The sequence below is a fragment of the Fulvivirga sedimenti genome (genome assembly GCF_020328055.1).
In genome coordinates, this window is record NZ_JAIXNE010000003.1 from 1,212,413 (window position 1) to 1,231,783 (window position 19,371).

The 19,371-nt window shown below is 46.2% G+C and carries 20 protein-coding genes and 1 tRNA gene; 8 read left to right on the forward strand and 13 right to left on the reverse strand.

The features are described 5' to 3' along the window. Positions 1-46 precede the first annotated feature (46 nt). The 4 genes from LDX50_RS17635 to LDX50_RS17650 all read right to left on the reverse strand — a co-directional run bounded on the left by LDX50_RS17635 (position 47) and on the right by LDX50_RS17650 (position 2,256). Entirely contained in the window at positions 47-202 is a 156-nt protein-coding gene (locus LDX50_RS17635; RefSeq protein ID WP_225698626.1) for a hypothetical protein, read from the reverse strand. Between the two features lie 54 nt (positions 203-256). Then, positions 257-1,513 carry an RNA polymerase sigma factor gene (locus LDX50_RS17640; RefSeq protein WP_225698627.1) on the reverse strand — a complete coding sequence of 419 codons (1,257 nt, stop codon included), beginning with the start codon at positions 1,511-1,513 and terminating at the stop codon, positions 257-259. Beyond that, positions 1,510-1,860 carry a YciI family protein gene (locus LDX50_RS17645; protein WP_225698628.1) on the reverse strand — a complete coding sequence of 117 codons (351 nt, stop codon included), beginning with the start codon at positions 1,858-1,860 and terminating at the stop codon, positions 1,510-1,512. The genes LDX50_RS17640 and LDX50_RS17645 overlap by 4 nt, the downstream gene beginning before the upstream one ends. A gap of 63 nt (positions 1,861-1,923) precedes the next feature. Beyond that, positions 1,924-2,256 carry a hypothetical protein gene (locus tag LDX50_RS17650; RefSeq protein ID WP_225698629.1) on the reverse strand — a complete coding sequence of 111 codons (333 nt, stop codon included), beginning with the start codon at positions 2,254-2,256 and terminating at the stop codon, positions 1,924-1,926. 196 nt (positions 2,257-2,452) lie between these two features. Here LDX50_RS17650 and LDX50_RS17655 point away from each other — a divergent pair, with 196 nt between their 5' ends. Next, complete coding sequence (locus LDX50_RS17655) at positions 2,453-2,956, forward strand: hypothetical protein (RefSeq protein ID WP_225698630.1); 504 nt, start codon at positions 2,453-2,455, stop codon at positions 2,954-2,956. A gap of 36 nt (positions 2,957-2,992) precedes the next feature. After that, positions 2,993-3,355: a GerW family sporulation protein gene (locus LDX50_RS17660; RefSeq protein ID WP_225698631.1), complete on the forward strand. Its 363-nt coding sequence runs from the start codon at positions 2,993-2,995 to the stop codon at positions 3,353-3,355. Positions 3,356-3,595: 240 nt separating this feature from the next. Here the strand turns inward: LDX50_RS17660 and LDX50_RS17665 are convergent. Beyond that, positions 3,596-3,668, reverse strand: a tRNA-Lys gene (locus LDX50_RS17665). 246 nt (positions 3,669-3,914) lie between these two features. On the opposite strand from LDX50_RS17665, the gene LDX50_RS17670 reads away from it, so the two are divergent. Next, entirely contained in the window at positions 3,915-4,640 is a 726-nt protein-coding gene (locus LDX50_RS17670; RefSeq protein ID WP_225698632.1) for an SH3 domain-containing protein, read from the forward strand. Here LDX50_RS17670 and LDX50_RS17675 read toward each other — a convergent pair. Then, on the reverse strand, positions 4,637-7,312 hold the full coding sequence (locus tag LDX50_RS17675; RefSeq protein WP_225698633.1) for a T9SS type B sorting domain-containing protein: 2,676 nt from the start codon (positions 7,310-7,312) through the stop codon (positions 4,637-4,639). The genes LDX50_RS17670 and LDX50_RS17675 overlap by 4 nt on opposite strands. Before the next feature lie 33 nt (positions 7,313-7,345). Here LDX50_RS17675 and rlmD point away from each other — a divergent pair, with 33 nt between their 5' ends. From rlmD to LDX50_RS17690, 3 genes are all read left to right on the forward strand, one after another. Beyond that, a complete protein-coding gene (gene rlmD, locus LDX50_RS17680; protein WP_225698634.1) occupies positions 7,346-8,764 on the forward strand; it encodes a 23S rRNA (uracil(1939)-C(5))-methyltransferase RlmD in 1,419 nt (472 codons plus the stop codon). Positions 8,765-8,839: 75 nt separating this feature from the next. After that, positions 8,840-9,163: a DUF2752 domain-containing protein gene (locus tag LDX50_RS17685; protein ID WP_225698635.1), complete on the forward strand. Its 324-nt coding sequence runs from the start codon at positions 8,840-8,842 to the stop codon at positions 9,161-9,163. Then, positions 9,135-9,482, forward strand: a complete 348-nt coding sequence (locus LDX50_RS17690; RefSeq protein ID WP_225698636.1) for a TM2 domain-containing protein — start codon at positions 9,135-9,137, stop codon at positions 9,480-9,482. Before LDX50_RS17685 ends, LDX50_RS17690 begins: the two co-directional genes overlap by 29 nt. Positions 9,483-9,685: 203 nt before the next feature. Here LDX50_RS17690 and LDX50_RS17695 read toward each other — a convergent pair whose 3' ends face one another. Together LDX50_RS17695 and LDX50_RS17700 are read right to left on the reverse strand one after the other, a co-directional pair. Then, a complete protein-coding gene (locus tag LDX50_RS17695; RefSeq protein WP_225698637.1) occupies positions 9,686-11,686 on the reverse strand; it encodes a M56 family metallopeptidase in 2,001 nt (666 codons plus the stop codon). 5 nt (positions 11,687-11,691) lie between these two features. Continuing rightward, positions 11,692-12,075, reverse strand: coding sequence for a BlaI/MecI/CopY family transcriptional regulator (locus LDX50_RS17700; protein WP_225698638.1), 384 nt, complete (start codon positions 12,073-12,075; stop codon positions 11,692-11,694). A gap of 315 nt (positions 12,076-12,390) precedes the next feature. Here LDX50_RS17700 and hemA point away from each other — a divergent pair, with 315 nt between their 5' ends. Both hemA and LDX50_RS17710 read left to right on the forward strand, forming a co-directional pair. Next, entirely contained in the window at positions 12,391-13,662 is a 1,272-nt protein-coding gene (gene hemA, locus LDX50_RS17705; RefSeq protein WP_225698639.1) for a glutamyl-tRNA reductase, read from the forward strand. Positions 13,663-13,736: 74 nt separating this feature from the next. Beyond that, the gene (locus tag LDX50_RS17710) at positions 13,737-14,510 is read left to right on the forward strand and encodes a S1/P1 nuclease (RefSeq protein WP_225698640.1); all 774 of its coding nucleotides are present in this window, start codon (positions 13,737-13,739) and stop codon (positions 14,508-14,510) included. Here the strand turns inward: LDX50_RS17710 and LDX50_RS17715 are convergent. The 5 genes from LDX50_RS17715 to LDX50_RS17735 form a co-directional block, all read right to left on the reverse strand. Continuing rightward, positions 14,507-15,346, reverse strand: a complete 840-nt coding sequence (locus LDX50_RS17715; protein ID WP_225698641.1) for a transglutaminase family protein — start codon at positions 15,344-15,346, stop codon at positions 14,507-14,509. The two genes, LDX50_RS17710 and LDX50_RS17715, sit on opposite strands and share 4 nt — an antisense overlap. Next, on the reverse strand, positions 15,346-16,086 hold the full coding sequence (locus LDX50_RS17720; RefSeq protein WP_225698642.1) for a proteasome-type protease: 741 nt from the start codon (positions 16,084-16,086) through the stop codon (positions 15,346-15,348). Before LDX50_RS17720 ends, LDX50_RS17715 begins: the two co-directional genes overlap by 1 nt. Further along, positions 16,083-17,063 carry an alpha-E domain-containing protein gene (locus LDX50_RS17725; RefSeq protein WP_225698643.1) on the reverse strand — a complete coding sequence of 327 codons (981 nt, stop codon included), beginning with the start codon at positions 17,061-17,063 and terminating at the stop codon, positions 16,083-16,085. Before LDX50_RS17725 ends, LDX50_RS17720 begins: the two co-directional genes overlap by 4 nt. Positions 17,064-17,066: 3 nt before the next feature. Next, positions 17,067-18,464, reverse strand: coding sequence for a circularly permuted type 2 ATP-grasp protein (locus tag LDX50_RS17730; RefSeq protein ID WP_225698758.1), 1,398 nt, complete (start codon positions 18,462-18,464; stop codon positions 17,067-17,069). 121 nt (positions 18,465-18,585) lie between these two features. Then, on the reverse strand, positions 18,586-19,371 hold the full coding sequence (locus tag LDX50_RS17735) for a PhzF family phenazine biosynthesis protein (protein WP_225698644.1): 786 nt from the start codon (positions 19,369-19,371) through the stop codon (positions 18,586-18,588).

A 19,371-nucleotide genomic window follows, 5' to 3' on the forward strand; every position in this document is an offset into this window, starting at 1 on the left:
ATACGATCGCTGAATACTTGGTAACTTCCGTTTACCCGTTCTTTTATCAGCTCCTCAACCGCAAAAAAACGACAGCAATCACCACAAAACCGATCCCGGTAATCCCGGGAGGATAGGCGCCAACTGAATAGGACAAATAGAACATGGCCAGTGCAAGGAGTATCAGAATAATGGCGGCTGACTTTAGCAGGGATTGGTTCATGATTTCAAGGGTTTGTATCATAAGATACAAAAATCAGGTTGAAGAGTAATCAATTCAGGCCTGCTGAATGGCCGCCAGGATTTTATCCCGCTTTTTCGTGAGGAAGTTCTTCTCTGAATTATTATTCACCTTTTCGATCGCGATATCAATTTGTGAGCGGGCCTTTTCATATATACCCTGACGGAAATAATATTCTGCCAGTAAGCCATGATACAGATACCGTCGCTGTTCCAGCTCTTCGGGCTCAATCTTTTGGAGAATATTCATGGCTTCGGTGAATTGTTCCAGCTGAATATGAATGATCGCCATATTGAGGTGATTCAAAGGTGATGAATAAACCGCATCCAGCCGTTCATACCACATCAGTAACCGGGACCAGTCGGTCTCCTCATATGTCGGTGCCTTCAAATGTTCCGATGCGATAGCCGCTTCATAGTGAAATCGGGAAAGTTCTTCGGTCTCGACTGCCTTATTCATCGCCGAGTGCCCAAGTTCAATCAATGGTCTGTACCATGCTGTACGGTCCTGTTCCCTCAGGCTTATCACTTCATGGTCTGCATTGGTTTTACTGCGAAGGCGGGCAGAATGAAAACACAAAAGTGCAAACAACGCGTGGGATGCCGCCGTCGATGTGTAGGAATTCGTTAGAAGCATTTTACTGAGCCTGAGCGCTTCCCCGCATAGTTCCTCCCGAATCAGGAGCTCCTTTTTGCCGCTATGAAATCCCTCGTTGAATATCAGATAGATCACATCATGTACCCGATCCAGCCGATGAGGCAATGAAGATCCCTCCGGGATCTCGAACGCAATCTGCTCAGCCTGGATCGTCTTGCGGGCACGTTGAAGCCGCTTTTTTACTGTTTCCTGCTTCAGCAGCAATGCAGAGGCAATCTCTTTCTCACTGAAACCCGAGATGGTTTTTAGCGAAAAGGCGAGCTGATCCCGTGTATCTAACCGGGGGTTGCAGGCGGTAAATATCATTCTGAGCTGGCTGTCGCTAACCTCGTTTTCCAGGATCAGATCGGTTTCCGACTGATTTTCAAAATCAGGAATCACTTTTGGAAACCGCTTCTGTTCTGAAGCGCGCTTACGCAGTATATCCAACATACGGTTTTTCGCCGCTTTATACAGCCATCCTTCGGGATTGTCGGGATATTGATTGGGCCAGGAACGGAATGCCGTAATGAACGTATCCTGTACTGCGTCCTCGATGGTATCCAAATGTTCGAGTCCGAATATTTTTGCAAGCAAAGAAACCATCTTTCCGTATTGATGACGGAAAAGATGGTCGAGCTGTTGGTTGTTGCTCATTGCTGGTCGAAGACCATCACCTCACGGATCTCTACGGTTCCGCCGATATCGTAATCCGGAAAATCTTCAGCCACCTTCGCCGCGGCTTCTGCGTTTTCCACATGGATTACGTAGTAACCTCCAACGAGTTCCTTCACTTCAGTAGCCGCCAGGTCTGTAACTGTGCGGTTCGGACCGGAGATTCGTTTTACTTCAGGGTGCAGCGCGTTGCCCTCCTTCACAATTCCGGCTTTTTCCATTTTTTCATGCCAGCCCCACCATTTACCCATCCGCTGCTGAATTTGTTCTGGGGAAAGTCCGAGTTCGCCGTAATCGGCACCGAGGAAAATCATCATATAGTCTTTCATGTTGATTGTTGTTTTAGATTATGAGTTGTCGTTATTTAATATAGTTACATTTCAGGTTTTCTGCTAGATTTCCAGCACTTCGTGGACCTCTACCGTAGCATTGGGATGCCAGTTCAGATGAGGATGATCACTGAAGAGTTGCAGAATTTCCTGCTGGTTCTGACCTTGAAGTACCGAAAATCCGCATACTTCCTTTTCAGAAAGCCGGGATTTCAGATCTTGTGTAACCGCGCTTCCGTTTCCCAGTGGTGCGCCAAAATCTACGATGGCTTCATCGTGTTTCGCTTTCCAGTCGAACCACATCTGCATGCTCGCTTCCCGCTGTTCAGGTGTCGACTGTGCTGATTGCTGCAGGGCTTGCGCCGGTGCATGATAGAGAACAATAAATTTTTTCATGATGATAAATTTTTGTGTTGTTATAAACTTTCAATGCAAAGACGTTGCTGTTATCATCAGGGGGGACAGACTTTCAATTTTTTTTTTGAAACATTCTCTTTTCAGCTCGTTGGCTGAGTACAATCACCTCAGGGAGAGATTCAGGTCATTGTTAATAAACTGTCTCCTTCCTAAAATCGTATAACATATCAGGAGCATGCTGATCGTCATTACGATATTGCTGCTTATCATCCTCGGAATCTTATTTGTTCCGATCGTGATTCAAATAGACACTGTTCACGAGACCTACCTTGTGAAGGTCAGCGGGATTGGTGCGTTTCAGATGGATCACGAAGAAAGTGAGCTTGTTTTCATTCTTATGCTGCCATTTTACAAAAAGGTGATTCATCCATTTCGTTTATCGGAGAAGAGGAAGAAATCTCCAAAGCCCGCAAAGGATACACCTGGAAAGAAGGAAAAGAAAAAATCACGCATGACGTTCCCACGGATGCTGTCCCTGATCAGGTCGTTCCGGATTAGGGAATTTTATTGCACGATCGATTCCGGCGATTATGTACGGAATGCCATGCTGGTTCCTGTTTTTCAGGCAATTACAAGTTACCGGAATAATCTGTCGGTGAATTTCACCGGCGAGTTTCAATTACAATTGTATGCATCCAATAACCTGTTCCGTCTGGGCAGGGCATATCTGAATGTGTAATCATAAATTAAATGTTCAACATAAAACTCAAAAGTCATGGAAATGCAATTCACGGAATTACTTGATAAGATCACAAAGTTCATCGAGTCGGAAGCCCGTTCTGAAACAGTGATCGGCAAACCCTTTAAGTTGGGTGAGTTTGATTGCGTACCTGTTATCCGGATCGGCATTGGATTTGGAAGCGGCGGAGGCGGCGGAAATGCCCCGAAAAACGGACAGGGTGAAGGCGGCGGCGCCGGTGCAGGCATGGGCATTGAACCCATCGGATTTCTGGTTACCAAGAATGACGAAATTTCCTTCCTGGGCGTAAACAAATCCAGCAAGGGAATATCAGCCGCGTTTGAAAAAATACCGGACCTGGTGGAGAAAATGATGACGAAGAAGAAGGAGGAAGCCTGAAACTAGTGGACAGTGGAGCAGTGGAGCAGTGGGTAAAGAGTCTGTAGTATTCAGTGCAAATATTTTAAAACGCAATATAATTGCCTTAAAATGTAGGATGAGATTCCGGCCTGTCCAGCTATATTATCACTCAGGCAAGTAAGCCGTCAAGGATGAAATTAAAGTTGTGTTTCATAACACACTCACTCTACACTTTCCAAACTAAAAAAGCCCATCGCTTCGCGACGGGCTTTTTTGATGTGATCCCGCTGGGGCTCGAACCCAGGACCCTCTCCTTAAAAGGGAGATGCTCTACCAACTGAGCTACGGAATCCTATTAAAAAAACGAACTTTAAATCGTTCGTTTTGTAAATGGAGTTGCAAAAGTAAGACCTCCCCCGTAAAATGCAAAGGTTACCTGAACAAATTTTTTCACAGGGCAGAATTCTTTAGCATCAGACAAATACTTAAGACCCAATTTCCAATTCGATCAAAATTTTTACTGAATTATCTTCAGATGATCCTTCACAATCAAACATACACAGATGTCTTCCGATAAATTCTTTATAATTGTGGTCGGATGAAACGGTTAATTCTTCTTGCATTCCTTTTTACCTGGTTGCTGTCTGCAGAAACAGTACTGGGTCAGCCGGCATTACTCAGCCGGGCAGACTCGCTGTTCACTGCGGGTAAGTACACCGAATCATTTGGAATATACGATGAAATCCTGACCGCCAACAAACAGTATTCACCGGCCATGCTGATGAAGATGGCCTATATCAAGGAAGGTCTCAATCAGTACAGCGAAGCCCTGTATTACCTGAACCTTTACTACCTGAAAACGGCAGACCAGGCTGTTCTCGCAAAGATGGATGAACTTGCCCAGGCCCGTAATCTTCGAGGCTACAGTGTTAACGATCAGGACATCATCTATACCTTTTTCTATCGTTATTATCCGTACATGATCGGTGCGCTCATGGCACTGGCCATTCTGATGCTTGCCCTGGTATACCGGGAACGCTTCCGGCTAAATCAAAGCGGGAAAGTGCCCGCTTTCTTTATGCTTGCCGTACTTGCCGTGCTGTTTTACCTGCTGAATTTCGGCCTGTCTTATGATAAAGGTATCGTAAATGACTCAACCGCCTACCTCATGGAAGGACCTTCCGCTGGTGCCGACGTGGTTGAGGTGATCGGGAAAGGACACCGGCTGGAAATCAATGGAAAAAAAGACGTCTGGATCAAAACATCCTGGGATAACAGGCCTGTTTATATCAAGGCCTCCAAACTCAAACCGGTCACTTTCTAATAACGTACGGTTACAGCTCCCTTAAATTCCTTGTCGGTCAGGCGAACGACATAATAGTATATTCCGGCAGGAACGCCCTCGCCATACCATCTGAAATACCGGTCGGGTGACCGAAAGACCGATTCTCCCCATCGATTATAGATGATCACCTCTTCAAATTTTCGTTCGCAATTATCCAGGGGTAGTCCTGTTACAATTGGCCGATTATCGTCGGTGAAACCATCCAGGGCAAAATATTGATTATATTCATCGTCATTGGGAGTGAAGATATTTGGCGGAATAAATTCCGAATCCGGGGAAACAATATCAGCAATCGATAATTCCAGCGTCAGGATTTCTTCACCACGTTCATAACAGTTGTCATCCGTCAACCGGAAGGTAAAGGAATACAGATCTTCTTCCTCCCCTATCGTGAATACATCACATTCAGGCAGCCAGATGAGTTCCGATTGTATTCGCTCCCTGCCGCGAACACTTTCAAATGTAAATCTGCCGACCAGCCGCGGGTCTGACTGAATCAATTCGAGGTGCATTTCATCATTATCGAAATCAATTCCCTGGATTCGTATTCTGATCTCTTCACCAATTTCAGCCTCGAGGCGGGCATTTACAATTTGGGTTTGGGTAAGACTTCTCGCGGTAAGCACAAGAGGTGTGGCAGCTGGCGGTTCCAAGATGAGATCCACCCTTAGAGTATCCCGGTTCGTAACTTGGCATTTATCAAAATCCTCAATGAAAAAGGCCATGTTCAATGTATCACGCTGTTCCAGCGGGTAGTCACAAGGAATGGCCATTCGAAATGGAGCAGATGGATTATCCAGTCCGCGCCCCGTAGCCCCCGCAAAGGAAATATCGTAATCGCCGAAATTAAAATTCAGACCTCTTCCTGTAATGGTCACCTCATCATTATCTTCATCAATACCGAGAACATTAAAATTAATCTCCTCACCCAGTGACAACCTGAATACAGCCTCCGGTTCATCCCTTCCTGTTCGGTTGGTATAAATCTCAGGAGATGTATTTGGCGGAAGATTGACTTTCAACCGGAGAGTGAGCCTTGTCGGGTCGCTGATCATACATTGATCTTCATCATCCAGCTGCAGCTGTATGGTAAATTCCGACCGCTCCGCGAAACTTGTTTTCGCACAATCATAATCCCATAAAAAACGGACCTCTGTACGTCCTGCTTCATTCTTTTCCTGTATGAATGACATTCCATATTCTTCAAGCCGGAAATTGAATGGGACAACAGCCATTGTAAGGGCATCCAGATCAATATCCCCCCCGACAATTAGCTGATCAAGCGATCCGCCCGATTCCTCATTCACTTCAATGGAATATACAGCCGGAAGATTTTCAAAGAATGGCCGGTTATTTGGAGGCGGACGTACATTCAGGCGGACGATCACTGTATCCAGTTCGGGTTGCGGACAGGCATCGTCCATCGCAATGATACCGATTTCATATGGCTGGTTTGGCACATAGGGACAATCGGGAAAGCAAACCGTAAATCTGGCTACATCATTTGCCCCGCGCAGCGGAACATTCTCACTGAAATCAATAACTATGTCTTCCAGGTTCGCGTCGAAATTGATTGGAATTGCGCGAATGCTGACGTTCTCGACGAGCTCGCCGCTCACAGGAATATCACGCACTTCAAATTCCACACATTTGTCATCATCTGTGTAGTCGAAGTCGATGATATCACCTTCCCTGTACACCTCCTGGCTGCCCACTTCCCTGGCAAGTATGGATGGTGCATTATTCACACAGCCATCCACGACGAGCATCTGGAAATCACGCCGCATCTCGCCAATCTTTATGCCATCACGAAATTCTTCACACTGTACAGCAAAAACAAAAAGACCTGTTTTCTTTGGAGTGACCGTTAGAAGACCTTTTTTACTAATCTGAAGATCAGGGTCCCCTTGCATAATGTTGGTCAGATTGAAACCATTTTTCCACTGAACTTCGGGATACGGACCCGGATTCGGCGGATCAGGCAACGGATCAAAAGTATTGAAAGTTGAATAGGGAGTAACCATGGAATATACCAGGGAATCTCCGTCGTCATCTACCCCGGAGAAGTCGACATAATAGAATTTGTCGACGCACCCGTAGTCGCGCAAGGGCGGAAACAGACGTGGGGTGGAATTTACAAAGGGCTGTCCATTTTTTGCTACCGGGGGAAACTCAAGATAGAAAGTCTGGCCGGCCGAGATTCCCATACCAGGAATGTCGCTGTATATATTATCAATCAGGTAGTTCCTGCAGCACCGTTCAAAGGCCACATAGTATCCCCCCGGATCATCAAAATCCTCCGGAGGCAGGTTTAGGGCCGCGGTGTAGAGCAAGCGCGACGTGCGCAGAAAATCTTCACTGCAGGCGACATTGCTGTAAGGTACATTTGACTGATTCGAGAGGGGTAACAACACCTGCCGCATAAACCGGTTGTCCGACTTCCGGTAAATGTAAACAGTCACGAAATTATCAAGGGCCCCGGGGCTTCCATTTACAAGATCGAAATACAGGATCAGGTTCAATTGATAGTTATAACCATCCTTATGCAGCAATTCAAATTCTCCACCTACGATATGAGAGGCAAATGCACTACCTTTGAATGCAAAAAGCATTAGGAGTACAAGCACACACCGGCGAGCTGTCTGATTCATCGTACGTAGTGGTTTGTAGTAGTTGGGTTAACTATGAAGATAAAAAATAAAATATTAACCGCCATAGAAATTGAAAGAATGGCGGCAGAAGGTAAATGTGTTGCGCATCATGATGGTAAAGTTGTTTTTGTAAATCAGGTGGCCCCCGGCGATGTGGTTGATATACAGATCATTAAGAAACGCCGCAACTATCTCGAAGGTAATCCGGTGCACTTTCATACCTATTCCCCTCTTCGTACTCAACCTTTTTGCGATCATTTCGGAACCTGTGGCGGATGCAAGTGGCAGCACATCGGCTATGAAACACAGTTGGCCTTTAAGCAGCAACAGGTTATCGATGCGATGGAACGCATTGCCAAAGTTCCGGTTCATACCATTCATCCCATCCTGGGATCAAAGGAAACCAGATTTTACCGAAACAAACTGGAATATACGTTTTCCAATAAACGATGGCTTACGCGGGAAGAAATTGAATCAGGTTCTGATCTGGGCCGCGAGGCGCTGGGCTTTCATATTCCCGGCCGCTTCGATAAAATCCTGGATATCGAAAAGTGTTATCTTCAGCCAGATCCTTCAAACCAAATACGTCTCTGGCTTAAGGACTATGCAATTAAAAATAAACTCCCATTCTTTGATCTGATTGATCAGACCGGGTATTTGCGAAACCTGATCATTCGTACCGCATCAACAGGTGAAGTGATGGTGATTGTCCAGGTAGCGGAAAAAAATGATGACTTGTTAAACCCGTTAATGGAAGCAATGAAAGTTGCCTTTCCGGAAATCACTTCTCTTAATTACGTAATCAATCAGAAAAAAAATGAAACCTTCCATGACCTGGAAGTCGTCAATTATTCAGGCAGAGCCTATATTCTGGAATCCATGGATTTACCCGACGGATCAGGAAGAACAGTCAGCTTCAGGGTTGGACCAAAATCATTTTACCAGACTAACAGCCGGCAAGCGAAAACGCTCTACGATGTGGCTTACAGAATGGCCGCGCTCAAAGGAGATGAAACAGTCTATGACCTCTATACAGGCACCGGAACCATTGCTAACTTCATCGCACATGGAGCGAAAAGGGTTATAGGTATTGAATATGTGGAAGCGGCTATTGAGGATGCACGTGTGAACAGTGCTGAAAATGAAATATCAAATACCAGCTTTTTTGCCGGTGACATGAAAGACCTCCTCTCAGCTGATTTTATTGAGAAACATGGTAAGCCTGATACGGTAATCACCGATCCTCCACGAGCCGGAATGCACCAGGATGTAATCAACGTGCTGCTTACAACTGCACCGGAGAAGATCGTTTATGTAAGCTGCAACCCCGCTACACAGGCAAGGGATATTGCGTTGCTGGCCGGGATGTACGATCTTATGGAAATCCAGCCGGTCGATATGTTTCCGCAAACACATCATGTGGAGAACGTGGCATTATTGCTGCGCAGGTAATACCAACCACTGCCAAAATCGACCGTTCCGGCAAATGATAACGGAAGCTGTCCCCTTTTTTAGTATCTTCCTTTTATGAACCGCCTGGTCCGTCATAAAGCATTTCCTGAAGCATATATCTGGATCACTGCACTGGCAGTGCTTGCATTTATAAATCCTGGAAATAATCACTGGACGCTGTGTCCGCTGGCAAATATAGGTATTGATTTTTGCCCCGGATGTGGTCTGGGTCGCGGCATATCGCACCTGCTGCATGGTGAATGGTCACAATCGTGGAATACACATCCTTTAAGTTTTCTGGCAGCGATCATTTTGGTTCATCGTATAATTCGTTTATTTAGTTCAAACAAACCTTTAACAACAACCACCTATGGCAAAAGCAATAGAGTTATTTCCTGAATTACAGGGGCTGGAATTGGATTATATCCAGAGCGTAATTGGTCCTCTTTCCGATGAGGAGGCAATCAAATTTCTTAATATTTACCGCGCACGTCGCAAACGGCCGGAAGATATCCTGATCTTCTCAATCATTGGCCTGTTCCTGATTCCGGGCTTGCAACGATTCTTCCTGAACCAGATCGGAATGGGAATTCTTTTCTTTTTTACAATCGGACTGTGTTTTATCGGCTCCATCATTGACCTGGTGAATTACCAGAAAATGACCTTCGAATTTAACCAGCGTGTGGCTGATGAAGTGCGAATGGGCCTGGGAATGTGAATTGTGGTCAGTAGTCAGTGGTCAGTAGTCAGTAGTCAGTAGTCAGTAGTATTTCGTTTATGCCATTGAGGTAGAATCGTATTCCAAACTTAAAATTCAACAACAAATAGCGAAGGTTTTGATGCAAAAAACTATTAGTCAGAAAGCCAGAATCGATTGTTAATCCCTACCACTACTACTGACTACTGACTACTGACTACTGACTAATCATTGTATTCATAGGTTCCGGAACCGATACTACCGAAATATTCCTGAAACACCTTCAGGTACCGGTCAAGATCCTGATCGGAAACCTTCTTGCCATTGAACCGAAAACTGTCTTTACTAACCTTTAGTTTATTCAGTTTTTCACCATTTTTCAGATAGTTGTCATTGCGCAACATTCTTTCAATCATTGACTGGAACTGGTTGTGCCGATCCATTTCCACCTGTGCACGCTCCATCTCCTTTTCAGCCATCTCAAGTTCTCTTGCCATCATTTTCTCCCGGATCTCCATCTGCTGCGCCAACTGCTTCTGCACCATTTCCATCTCCTGCGCGATTTGTTTCTGGGTGATTTCCATTTCCTGGGCAAGCTGCTTCTGGGCAATTTCCATTTCCTGCCTGATACGCAAACGCTCCTCGTCGGACAGCTTACCGCCGTTTTTTTCGAACTCTTCACGGACCTGTTCCCTTACACGTTCCCACTCTTCACGCATCTGTTCGCGCTGTTCAAGAAGTTGCTCCCGCATTTCCATCATCTGTTCACGGCTTACTTCCCTCAATTCAAGCTGGGCCCGTCGGATTTCCTCCCTCGCACGGCGTAATTCTTCGCGTTGGCGGTCATTAAGTCGGGTCCATGTGGTATCTCTTCTCAGAATATTGGTATCCAGTGCAACCTGCACAGAGCCTGTCAACACATTCATGTCCAGGTCTTCAATCACCTCAAATGCCTTTTCTATATTGATCTCTGCAACGCCCGAAAGTGTAATATCCATGTTCGCCATGGCATCCATGGATGCGGTCATGATCGGATCAAAATCTATTTCTGCAAATCCGGATAAATCAATATCAAGATCCAGGGTATCCAACGAATTCACCGCAACCACATTTGGCATCGTTGTTTGCGCAGGAACCTTCACCCGATTGATTTTTGAGGCTGGTTTGGTAGTGTCGGATAAAATGGATCTTGAGACGGACTGCGAAAGAATACCCGCTGTAACCTTTTGAGCCTGTGCCTGATCATCACCCGGCTTAACGCTGATGAAATTGAAGCCAATCAGGCCGACTGTAAATATAATGGCCATTACCACCAATTTGTAATTTCCACCCTGACGATAATCGGGTTCAAGCAACCGGCGGATCCTGTGTAGTAAATCACTTTTATCAGACCCCAGACCCATAGCCAGTCCTGTGCCAGCCAAACGATATGTCTCAAGACTGGACAGTGCTTCAACGTATAACCGACGGTCGGAACAAAAATCCACGGCAAGATCATCGCAGCATCGTTCCCGCTCGTTATTGATGCTTTTCGAGATCCACCAGACAAACGGATTGAAGAAGAATATAGCCTCCAGGCTACGTTGAATAATATTCACCAGGTAATCATGCCGGCGAATATGCGCGAGCTCGTGGGCAAATATGGCTTCAAGCTGTGTTGCTGAAAGACCACTCAACAACGTGACGGGTAACAGCAAAACCGGACGTATATGTCCGTAGATCATGGGCATATCCACATGCGCAGAATTCAGAACCCTGATCCTCCGCGTAATACCAAGATCCGTTGCCATGCGGTGTATTTTATCCTCCCAAACAGAAGGAACATCGGTGTTGGACAGAGCGGTAAGTCTTCCCAGGTAATGAAAACCCGCGATCATGCGAAGAACAAATAATGATGTGCCAACCAGCCAGAAATTAATAAACCAGGGCATCAATGTCCGGAAATCGGTTAAGATCGATTCGGCAGGAACTGCTGAACCGGCCAGCAGCAGGATATCCATCGATTCATCGGCAGCCTGTAAGCTTACAGTGGGCCAAATAATAAATGTCGTTACCGCAACGGAAATAAAAAAACCACCAAAGGCAATCAATCCTCCCAGGTAACGCCTGTGGGCATCTTTGAATAACTGCCGAATCATCAGCAGGGCCATTGACCAGATGGCGCCCTGCCAGAGCGAATGAAGTAATGCCATACCGACAGCCTCCTTATACATTTCAGGGATCATGACATTCATTTCACACCCCCTTCCAGATCATCCAGATACTTGCGAATAGCATCCAGTTCCTTTTTCGATGACTTGCGGCTTCCAAGCGCGCCCATTACAAGCTTCATCGCCGAGCCCTTGAAAGCCCCGTCCAGTAATTCATTCACCAGGGACTGCTGGGCATCTGACTCAGAGATGGCTGCTTCGTAAATATGCGTTTTACCATCGCGCGTACGTCCGACAATACCCTTGTCGAACATGATCTGCAAAAATTTCAGCGTGGTGGTGTACCCGATCTCACGATCCCGGGACAACTCATCGTTGATCTCCCGAACGGTCGACGGACCCCTCCCCCACAATACCTGAAGGATCTCGAATTCCTTCTCGGTTGGCTTTGACTTCTTTCCCATTGTTGTAATTTATTTTGAGTTAAAATCTTATTACGAATTGTTTCGTACTTCAATGGTACGGAGAAAAATTCTCTCCGCCAACTTTAATTACGAAAATTTTCGTAGAAGGTTTACAGAATTTTCAACCGGAGTTTATTTTACGCTCACTGACTGGGAAAATCAGTCATTTACCTGTTTATCACTTGCAGCACCGATCGAAAAATGGTTGCCAACGGTATTTTCACCAGAACTTCTGATCTAAATCAGTTGTTAATTTGAGGAGAATTACTTTCATACTCTGGTGGTTCTCATTAGTTTTGTAACTGCTTTAAAAAAATGTCCGTACATTTTAACGTCATAGGATTATCATTCAAAGGAACTCCCATAGAGATCAGGGAGCAGCTTGCGCTGGATGAAAGCGAAGTTCAGCGATTACTGCAGTTTCTTTCCGACTTCACATCTGTGCAGGAAGCGCTTGTGTTGTCGACCTGTAACCGTACGGAAGTTTTCTTTTCATCTGAAGACGGCCAGGCTAATGACATTATAAAGGGCATTGCCACCATAAAAGGTCTTTCCTTTGAGGATATCGTAAAGTTCTTTCAGCACAAGGCCGACCACGAAGCAAGTATCGAATACTTATTTCGTGTGAGCATGGGCCTGGAAGCACAGGTGATAGGTGACATTCAAATCTCCAACCAGGTAAAACGAGCGTACCAGCAAAGTGCAGATGTAAATCTTGCCGGACCGTTTTTGCACAGGTTGATGCATACCATATTCTTCACCAACAAACGGGTAGTTCAGGAAACAGCCTTCAGAGATGGTGCCGCGTCTGTTTCCTATGCTGCTAAAGAACTGGCAGAAGACGTGACCAGGGAGATCATTGATCCCCGTGTGTTGATCCTTGGCTTGGGGGAGATCGGACTCGATGTTTGCCGGAACCTGGTAGACTCTAAATTAAAAGACATTACCATTGTGAACCGGACATTCGCAAAATCAGAGGAGATGGCGGCAGAGTGCGGTTTCAAGACGGGCAAATTCGAAGATCTGATGTATCACATCGATCATTCGGATATTATTATTTCTTCAGTATCCTCACATGAGCCCCTAATCACCCGAAAAATGGTGGCTAATCTCGAGATTCTGACCCCGAAGTTTTTTATCGACCTTTCTGTACCCAGAAGTATCGACCTTCATGCAGAAGAAGTTCCGGGAGTATTAGTATATAATATTGACCACATTCAGGAAAAGACCAGCGAGGCACTACAAAAACGAATCGATTCAATTGAATCGGTTGAGAGGATTATTGATGAGTCTATCGCTGAATTCAGGGATTGGTCGAAGGAGATGATCGTATCACCAACCATCAAAAAACTCAAGAACGCACTGGAAGAGATCCGGCAGTCGGAAATGGAGAAATACCTGCGCACCGCCACTCCGGAACAGGTTGAGATCATCGACAGGGCCACAAAATCCATGGTACAAAAAATCATGAAGTACCCGGTTCTTCAGCTCAAAGCCGCCTGCCAGCGAGGGGATGCTGAAAACCTGATTGACATTCTTAATGATCTTTTCGATCTGGAGAAGCAATCGGCCAACACCAACAACTAATCTTTCACATAAAGTTCATATAGAAAAATGTCTGATTAGCGGCATTTTCCGTTATTTGCAACAAAATTTCTGCGATGAAAAAACTTTTGATCCTGATTCTTTCTTTGTCTATCTCCCTGAGCGGCTTTGGCTGGGGACAAACCGGACACCGGGCTATTGGTAAAATTGCCAGTAAACACCTCTCAAAAAGAACCAAACGTGCCCTGGCCCAGATCATGGGGCACGAATCACTTGCCATTGCCAGCACATGGATGGATGAAGTACGATCAGATGATCAGTATGATTACATGACCGACTGGCACTGGGTAACCATTCCGGATGGTATGACATACGAGCAGGCTGAAAAGAATCCGAATGGTGATATCATTGCGACGATCGAACGGTTGATCGATGAGTTAAAAGCGGGACACGAAACGATGTCGATTGAAAAGCAAAAGGAATATATCCGGATTCTAACCCATCTGATAGGTGATATACATCAGCCCCTGCACGTCGGCACCGGTTTGGATCGCGGTGGTAACGATGCCAGGGTGACCTGGTTCTGGAACACTCCTACTAATCTACATTCAGTATGGGATTCACGGATCATCAACGAAAAGGAATTAAGCTACACAGAATTGGCGGAAGCCATTGATCACACCAGCAAGGAAGTACTGGCCACATGGCAAGCGGCCACCGTACGTGACTGGGCCTACGAATCAATGACCTACCGGAAACAGGTTTATGACATTCCGGAAGATGGCCAGTTGAATTATAAATATGTCTACGATAACTGGGGCACGGTTCAGTATCGCCTGCACCAGGCCGGAATCCGGCTAGCCGGTGTTCTCAACGCGATATACGGTTAGTTAAACGGTGATTCCTGGATAACGACAGTGGTCCTTAAATCGGAAGTCGCACTTCCATGATAGAAACCCTGAACCGGCATGGTTCGGGAAGGCTCAAAACTGGCTGCAACGGGAATATATTTTTCCGTGGTAAGTAAACCAAGACTGGGATCCAGGCCGAGCCATCCTGCCCCGGGAATATAAACCTCTACCCACGCATGCAGCTCATGCCCTTCCTCCTCCCCGGGCGCGTAGCAGTAGCCACTCACAAATCTGGCCGGATACCCAAGAGACCTGAGCATTGCCATCAGCATTCGGGCCAGATCCCGACAAGAACCGGCACGCTTCTGAAAACACTCCTCAGGGCTCATGATATTCATTTCAAAGCGTTCATGGTGGTTCCACGCATCAGAAATTGCGAGATTAAGGGATGCGAAGAACTCAATCAGATCATCCTTTATAAACTGACGGGCAAATGCTGTAATACTTTCAGTCGCCAAATCTTCCTTCCTGTAAATTTCCAGGAATGAAGCCGAATTCCTCTGATATTCACTGGTACTCTGCGGTCCGTGAGTATCCACTATAAAATTAAATGGGTTGAAGGGCATTATCTCCACCTTCAGATCCACACGGATCGACAGTTTCCTGGTTTCGCCTGAGAACCACAGCTGATGATAGAGATTATTCTCCGGATCAAGGCGCGAAGAAAGCGAGTCAGGGTTGGGGTCTATGAAAATATCAAAAGACTTTGTCTGAAGATACGAGCGGATTTGTGGATGGAAATTAAGGTAATGCACACCGGGAGATACCGGTTCAGAATAAATATAATCCGTTTCATGCCGGATGAAGAGATCCATCAGGATGATTTTCTTAAGACCGACTTGGTAAAGGCGCGATCCAGAACCTCCACAGGCAATTCCTGAATTGCCTGACGAAGGCGTTCATTCCAGAAGTCGGAAACGTGACCCAGCTCCCGCTCCTCAAAGCGGTGCTCCATGAGGTCATAGGCGTCGCGTGGTAATACAACTGTATCGATCGGGTAAGCGACATCGTTCGCCGAAAGCCGCGTGGCGTCGAACGAAAGGAAGGCACTCTTCAGGGCAAATTCCAGCCCTGAATTATAGGTTATGGAACGTTTTAGTATGGGCTGTCCGAAACCGGAATTCCCAATAATCACATAGGGCGTATTCTCCCCCACTTCAATCCAGTTACCCTGGGGATACAGCATATAGAGCATGGGCTCTTTATCTTTTTCCAGCTGTCCGCCCACAATGGCATACAGGTTGAACTGCATACCGCTATCTTCCAGGTTTTGCTTGTCTTCTGCGGCCACACGCTTCACCTGTTCTCCGAACTTGTTAACCGCCTGATAGAGCCGGTGAAAGGACTGATCCTGGGTTTCGATAACTTCCTTAAAGTATGTGATAGCCTTATCACGCACCGAACGTAATCCGGAGGTCATAATAAAGAAGGAATGCTGCTGTCGCTTAACTGTAAATATCTTTTTAGCAGTGGTTGTGTCGGTTCCTGAGGTAAGCCTCGTATCGGCCAGCCCTACAATTCCTTCCCGTGTTCGTATTCCAAGACAATAGGTCATTCCTGTTCGCTGATTTGAACATTAAAGTTATCCTTAATACCGATAAAACAATCATAAATCGCCGTGGAAATTTGATTGAGCCGGATTTGCAAATGATCAAGGTATTCATGCAATCCATGGTCGATCACATCGGCAATATCATCATATTCAAGCTGTGACCGCAGTTCCCCCATCAACTTCTCCGCTTTATTTCCAAAACCCTTGGCAGGATGACCTGATATTTCATGCAAACAAATTTCAGCTTCCGTAAGACAGAAGTAAATGGAGCGTGGAAATTTACGGTTGAGCACCAGAAATTCCACCACCCCTTCCGGACTGATATTCCCAAATACACGACGGTAGGTATTGAAGGCGCTCACCGATTTAAGCAGCGCCATCCAGTGCAGCTGGTCCAGCGGACTTCCCACATCTTCAGGGGATGGCAGTAAATAATGGTATTTTACATCGAGGATACGGGAAGTCTTGTCTGCACGTTCGAGGTATTGCCCCAGTGTTACCCAGTACCAGCCTTCGGCCCGCGCTACACTGTTATAAGCGATTCCATAGAGTAACTGAATCCTGTATTTTACATCGATGAAGAACGGACGGGGATCTTCCTGGTTCCAAATCTTCTTAAAATTACCTTCTTTCATACGAAGATAAAGCTCATTCAACACCTCCCATGTTTCTTTTGTCAGGTTCTCACGTACAATGCGCGCATTTTCACGTGCTTTAGATACGGAAGAAAACAGGGAATTGGGATTATCGAGATCAAATGCAAGGAAATATATCGCCGTGGTTCGGTCACAGGTTTTATACCGGGCCTTAAACGACTCGAGGTCACCTGTTGCGGCGATCAGCGGCTCCCACTGCTCATTTAACTGGGGCGGCAGATCAAGTGCCAGGTTCGAGTTCACATCGATAAACCTGGCATAGTTCTCCGCCCGTTCAATATATCTTCCTAACCAGTATAAAGAATCTGCTACGCGACTTAACATAAATTAAAGTTCATTTTCCTTGTATAAAACCCAGGTGTCTTTGCTGCCGCCACCCTGAGATGAATTGACGACAAGGGACCCTTTTACCAGCGCCACGCGCGTGAGGGCTCCGGGGATTACATGGATATCCGGTCCATATAATATGTAGGGACGAAGATCCACATGCCTTCCTTCGATTTGATCATTATCAAGGGTTGGCACCGTAGATAATGAAAGTGTAGGCTGGGCAATATAATTATTGGGATTATTCCTGATCTTTTCCCGAAAAAGTTCGTGTTGTTGTGGGGTCGATTTGGGTCCGATGAGCATGCCGTAACCACCAGCCGCATTGGTCTCCTTCACCACCAGGTCGGCAATATTTTCAAGCACATAATTCCGGTCTTCCTCCTCCCTGCAAAGGTAGGTGGGAACATTTTCAAGGATGGGCTCTTCATCCAGGTAATATTTGATCAGGCGGGGGACATAAGCATAAACCGCCTTGTCATCTGCCACGCCCGTTCCCGGTGCATTGGCGAGGGCGACATTTCCGGCCTTATATGCCTCAAAAAGACCGGGTATACCCAGCATGGAGTTGGGATTGAATGCTTCAGGATCCAGGAAGGTATCATCGATCCTTCGGTATATGACATCTACCGGACTAAGGCCATGTGTGGTGATCATGAATACTTTGTTATTTTTTACCACGAGATCCTGACCAGTCACCAATTCCACGCCCATTTGCTGGGCCAGGTAGGAATGTTCGAAGTAAGCCGAATTGAATACTCCGGGGGTCAGGACCACTACTACCGGATCCTTTTTCGGACTCAGGTACTGGAGCATTTTAAACAGGTGTGCCGGGTAGTCTACCACGGGCCTCACACCAATCTGTTGGAACACCTGAGGAAACACCTTTTTAACTATTTCCCGGTTTTCAAGCATGTATGATACCCCCGAAGGACACCTCAGGTTATCTTCCAGTACATAAAACCGGCCATCCTTATTCCGGACCAGATCCGTACCTGTTATATGACACCAGATCCCTTTGGGAGGATGAAGACCGATACAAGGCTCCAGGTAGTCTTTACTTCCGAGGATCAGTTCTTCGGGAACAATACCATCCCGGAGCACATTCCGGTCATTATAAATATCCTCCAGAAAGAGGTTGAGCGCCTTAATGCGTTGCCTTAAACCTTCTTCCACCCGCTCCCATTCTTCCCCGCTGATAATCCTGGGAATAATATCCAGGTGCAGGATGCGCTCTACGCCTTCAGATTCATGATATACATTGAAGGTCATACCCATGGAAAGTTGTGACTTTTCCGTGGAATGCTGCAGCTGCTGAAGCTTCTTTCGGGATAAAGAATTTAAATGTTGACGAAACACGTCGTATTGCGGACGACATTTGTCCTCCGCCTCGAACATTTCATCAAATTGATCGTCGATCTTGTACTTTTCTATTTTCAAACGGTCCTATTTTTAATTGCTTAAATATATACACAAAAAGCGATGGTTTTCCAAAAAGAGACGGCAGATCGAAAATGCCTCAGCGTGTCCGGATCTCGCCCCGGAGGTATAATACAGCATTCCCTTCGAGCAATATCCGGTCCTTTTGTATTTTTCCCCGCAACATGCCACCACGAGCTGAAAGCTGCTGAGCAGTCATTTCAGTTTTATCAAGTTTCGGCCCCCAGAAGGAGAAAAGCGTGGTATGGGCTGAACCCGTTACAGGATCCTCGTCAACACCATATGCGGGATAGAAACACCGGGAAACGATATCGGTCTGTTCACCCCGGGCGGTTACGATAAACCCACGCACCGGAAAGGCGGTCATGGCCCTGAAATCAGGCTGCACATTTTGGACAATCTGCTGATTTTCAACCTCAATAAGCATATCAGAAACGCCCTTGTATGCGCCCAGTATGGGGCAACCGATCATGGCTTCAAATTCACCAGCAGGTACTGTGTTTGGGTTGTCGGACGGAAAATCCATCTGAAATCCTGTTGCTGATTTTGCAACGGTTAAGCGCCCGCTGCGTGTATCGAACCGGATGACATCCTGTTGATAGTTGAGGTGTTCAAACAGAACGAAGGCCGTGGCGAGCGTTGCATGACCGCAAAGATCCACTTCATTTACTGGTGTGAACCAGCGCAGATGATAGGCACCATCTTCATTTCTAACAAAAAAAGCGGTTTCTGACAGGTTATTCTCCAGGGCAATGTTCTGAAGAACGGGATCCGGCAACCAGTCGCTCAGGGGTACAACCGCTGCCGGGTTACCCTGAAAAACCTCGCTGGCGAATGCATCTATCTGATAAATGGGTAAGTTCAT

Bases quoted from the DNA above. Each gene is read 5' to 3' on its own strand.
- LDX50_RS17635 (WP_225698626.1), bottom strand. From the start codon at position 202: ATGAACCAATCCCTGCTAAAGTCAGCCGCCATTATTCTGATACTCCTT.
- LDX50_RS17640 (WP_225698627.1), bottom strand. From the start codon at position 1,513: ATGAGCAACAACCAACAGCTCGACCATCTTTTCCGTCATCAATACGGA.
- LDX50_RS17645 (WP_225698628.1), bottom strand. From the start codon at position 1,860: ATGAAAGACTATATGATGATTTTCCTCGGTGCCGATTACGGCGAACTC.
- LDX50_RS17650 (WP_225698629.1), bottom strand. From the start codon at position 2,256: ATGAAAAAATTTATTGTTCTCTATCATGCACCGGCGCAAGCCCTGCAG.
- LDX50_RS17655 (WP_225698630.1), top strand. From the start codon at position 2,453: ATGCTGATCGTCATTACGATATTGCTGCTTATCATCCTCGGAATCTTA.
- LDX50_RS17660 (WP_225698631.1), top strand. From the start codon at position 2,993: ATGGAAATGCAATTCACGGAATTACTTGATAAGATCACAAAGTTCATC.
- LDX50_RS17670 (WP_225698632.1), top strand. From the start codon at position 3,915: ATGAAACGGTTAATTCTTCTTGCATTCCTTTTTACCTGGTTGCTGTCT.
- LDX50_RS17675 (WP_225698633.1), bottom strand. From the start codon at position 7,312: ATGAATCAGACAGCTCGCCGGTGTGTGCTTGTACTCCTAATGCTTTTT.
- rlmD (WP_225698634.1), top strand. From the start codon at position 7,346: ATGAAGATAAAAAATAAAATATTAACCGCCATAGAAATTGAAAGAATG.
- LDX50_RS17685 (WP_225698635.1), top strand. From the start codon at position 8,840: ATGAACCGCCTGGTCCGTCATAAAGCATTTCCTGAAGCATATATCTGG.
- LDX50_RS17690 (WP_225698636.1), top strand. From the start codon at position 9,135: ATGGCAAAAGCAATAGAGTTATTTCCTGAATTACAGGGGCTGGAATTG.
- LDX50_RS17695 (WP_225698637.1), bottom strand. From the start codon at position 11,686: ATGATCCCTGAAATGTATAAGGAGGCTGTCGGTATGGCATTACTTCAT.
- LDX50_RS17700 (WP_225698638.1), bottom strand. From the start codon at position 12,075: ATGGGAAAGAAGTCAAAGCCAACCGAGAAGGAATTCGAGATCCTTCAG.
- hemA (WP_225698639.1), top strand. From the start codon at position 12,391: ATGTCCGTACATTTTAACGTCATAGGATTATCATTCAAAGGAACTCCC.
- LDX50_RS17710 (WP_225698640.1), top strand. From the start codon at position 13,737: ATGAAAAAACTTTTGATCCTGATTCTTTCTTTGTCTATCTCCCTGAGC.
- LDX50_RS17715 (WP_225698641.1), bottom strand. From the start codon at position 15,346: ATGGATCTCTTCATCCGGCATGAAACGGATTATATTTATTCTGAACCG.
- LDX50_RS17720 (WP_225698642.1), bottom strand. From the start codon at position 16,086: ATGACCTATTGTCTTGGAATACGAACACGGGAAGGAATTGTAGGGCTG.
- LDX50_RS17725 (WP_225698643.1), bottom strand. From the start codon at position 17,063: ATGTTAAGTCGCGTAGCAGATTCTTTATACTGGTTAGGAAGATATATT.
- LDX50_RS17730 (WP_225698758.1), bottom strand. From the start codon at position 18,464: ATGTTCGAGGCGGAGGACAAATGTCGTCCGCAATACGACGTGTTTCGT.
- LDX50_RS17735 (WP_225698644.1), bottom strand. From the start codon at position 19,371: ATGAACTTACCCATTTATCAGATAGATGCATTCGCCAGCGAGGTTTTT.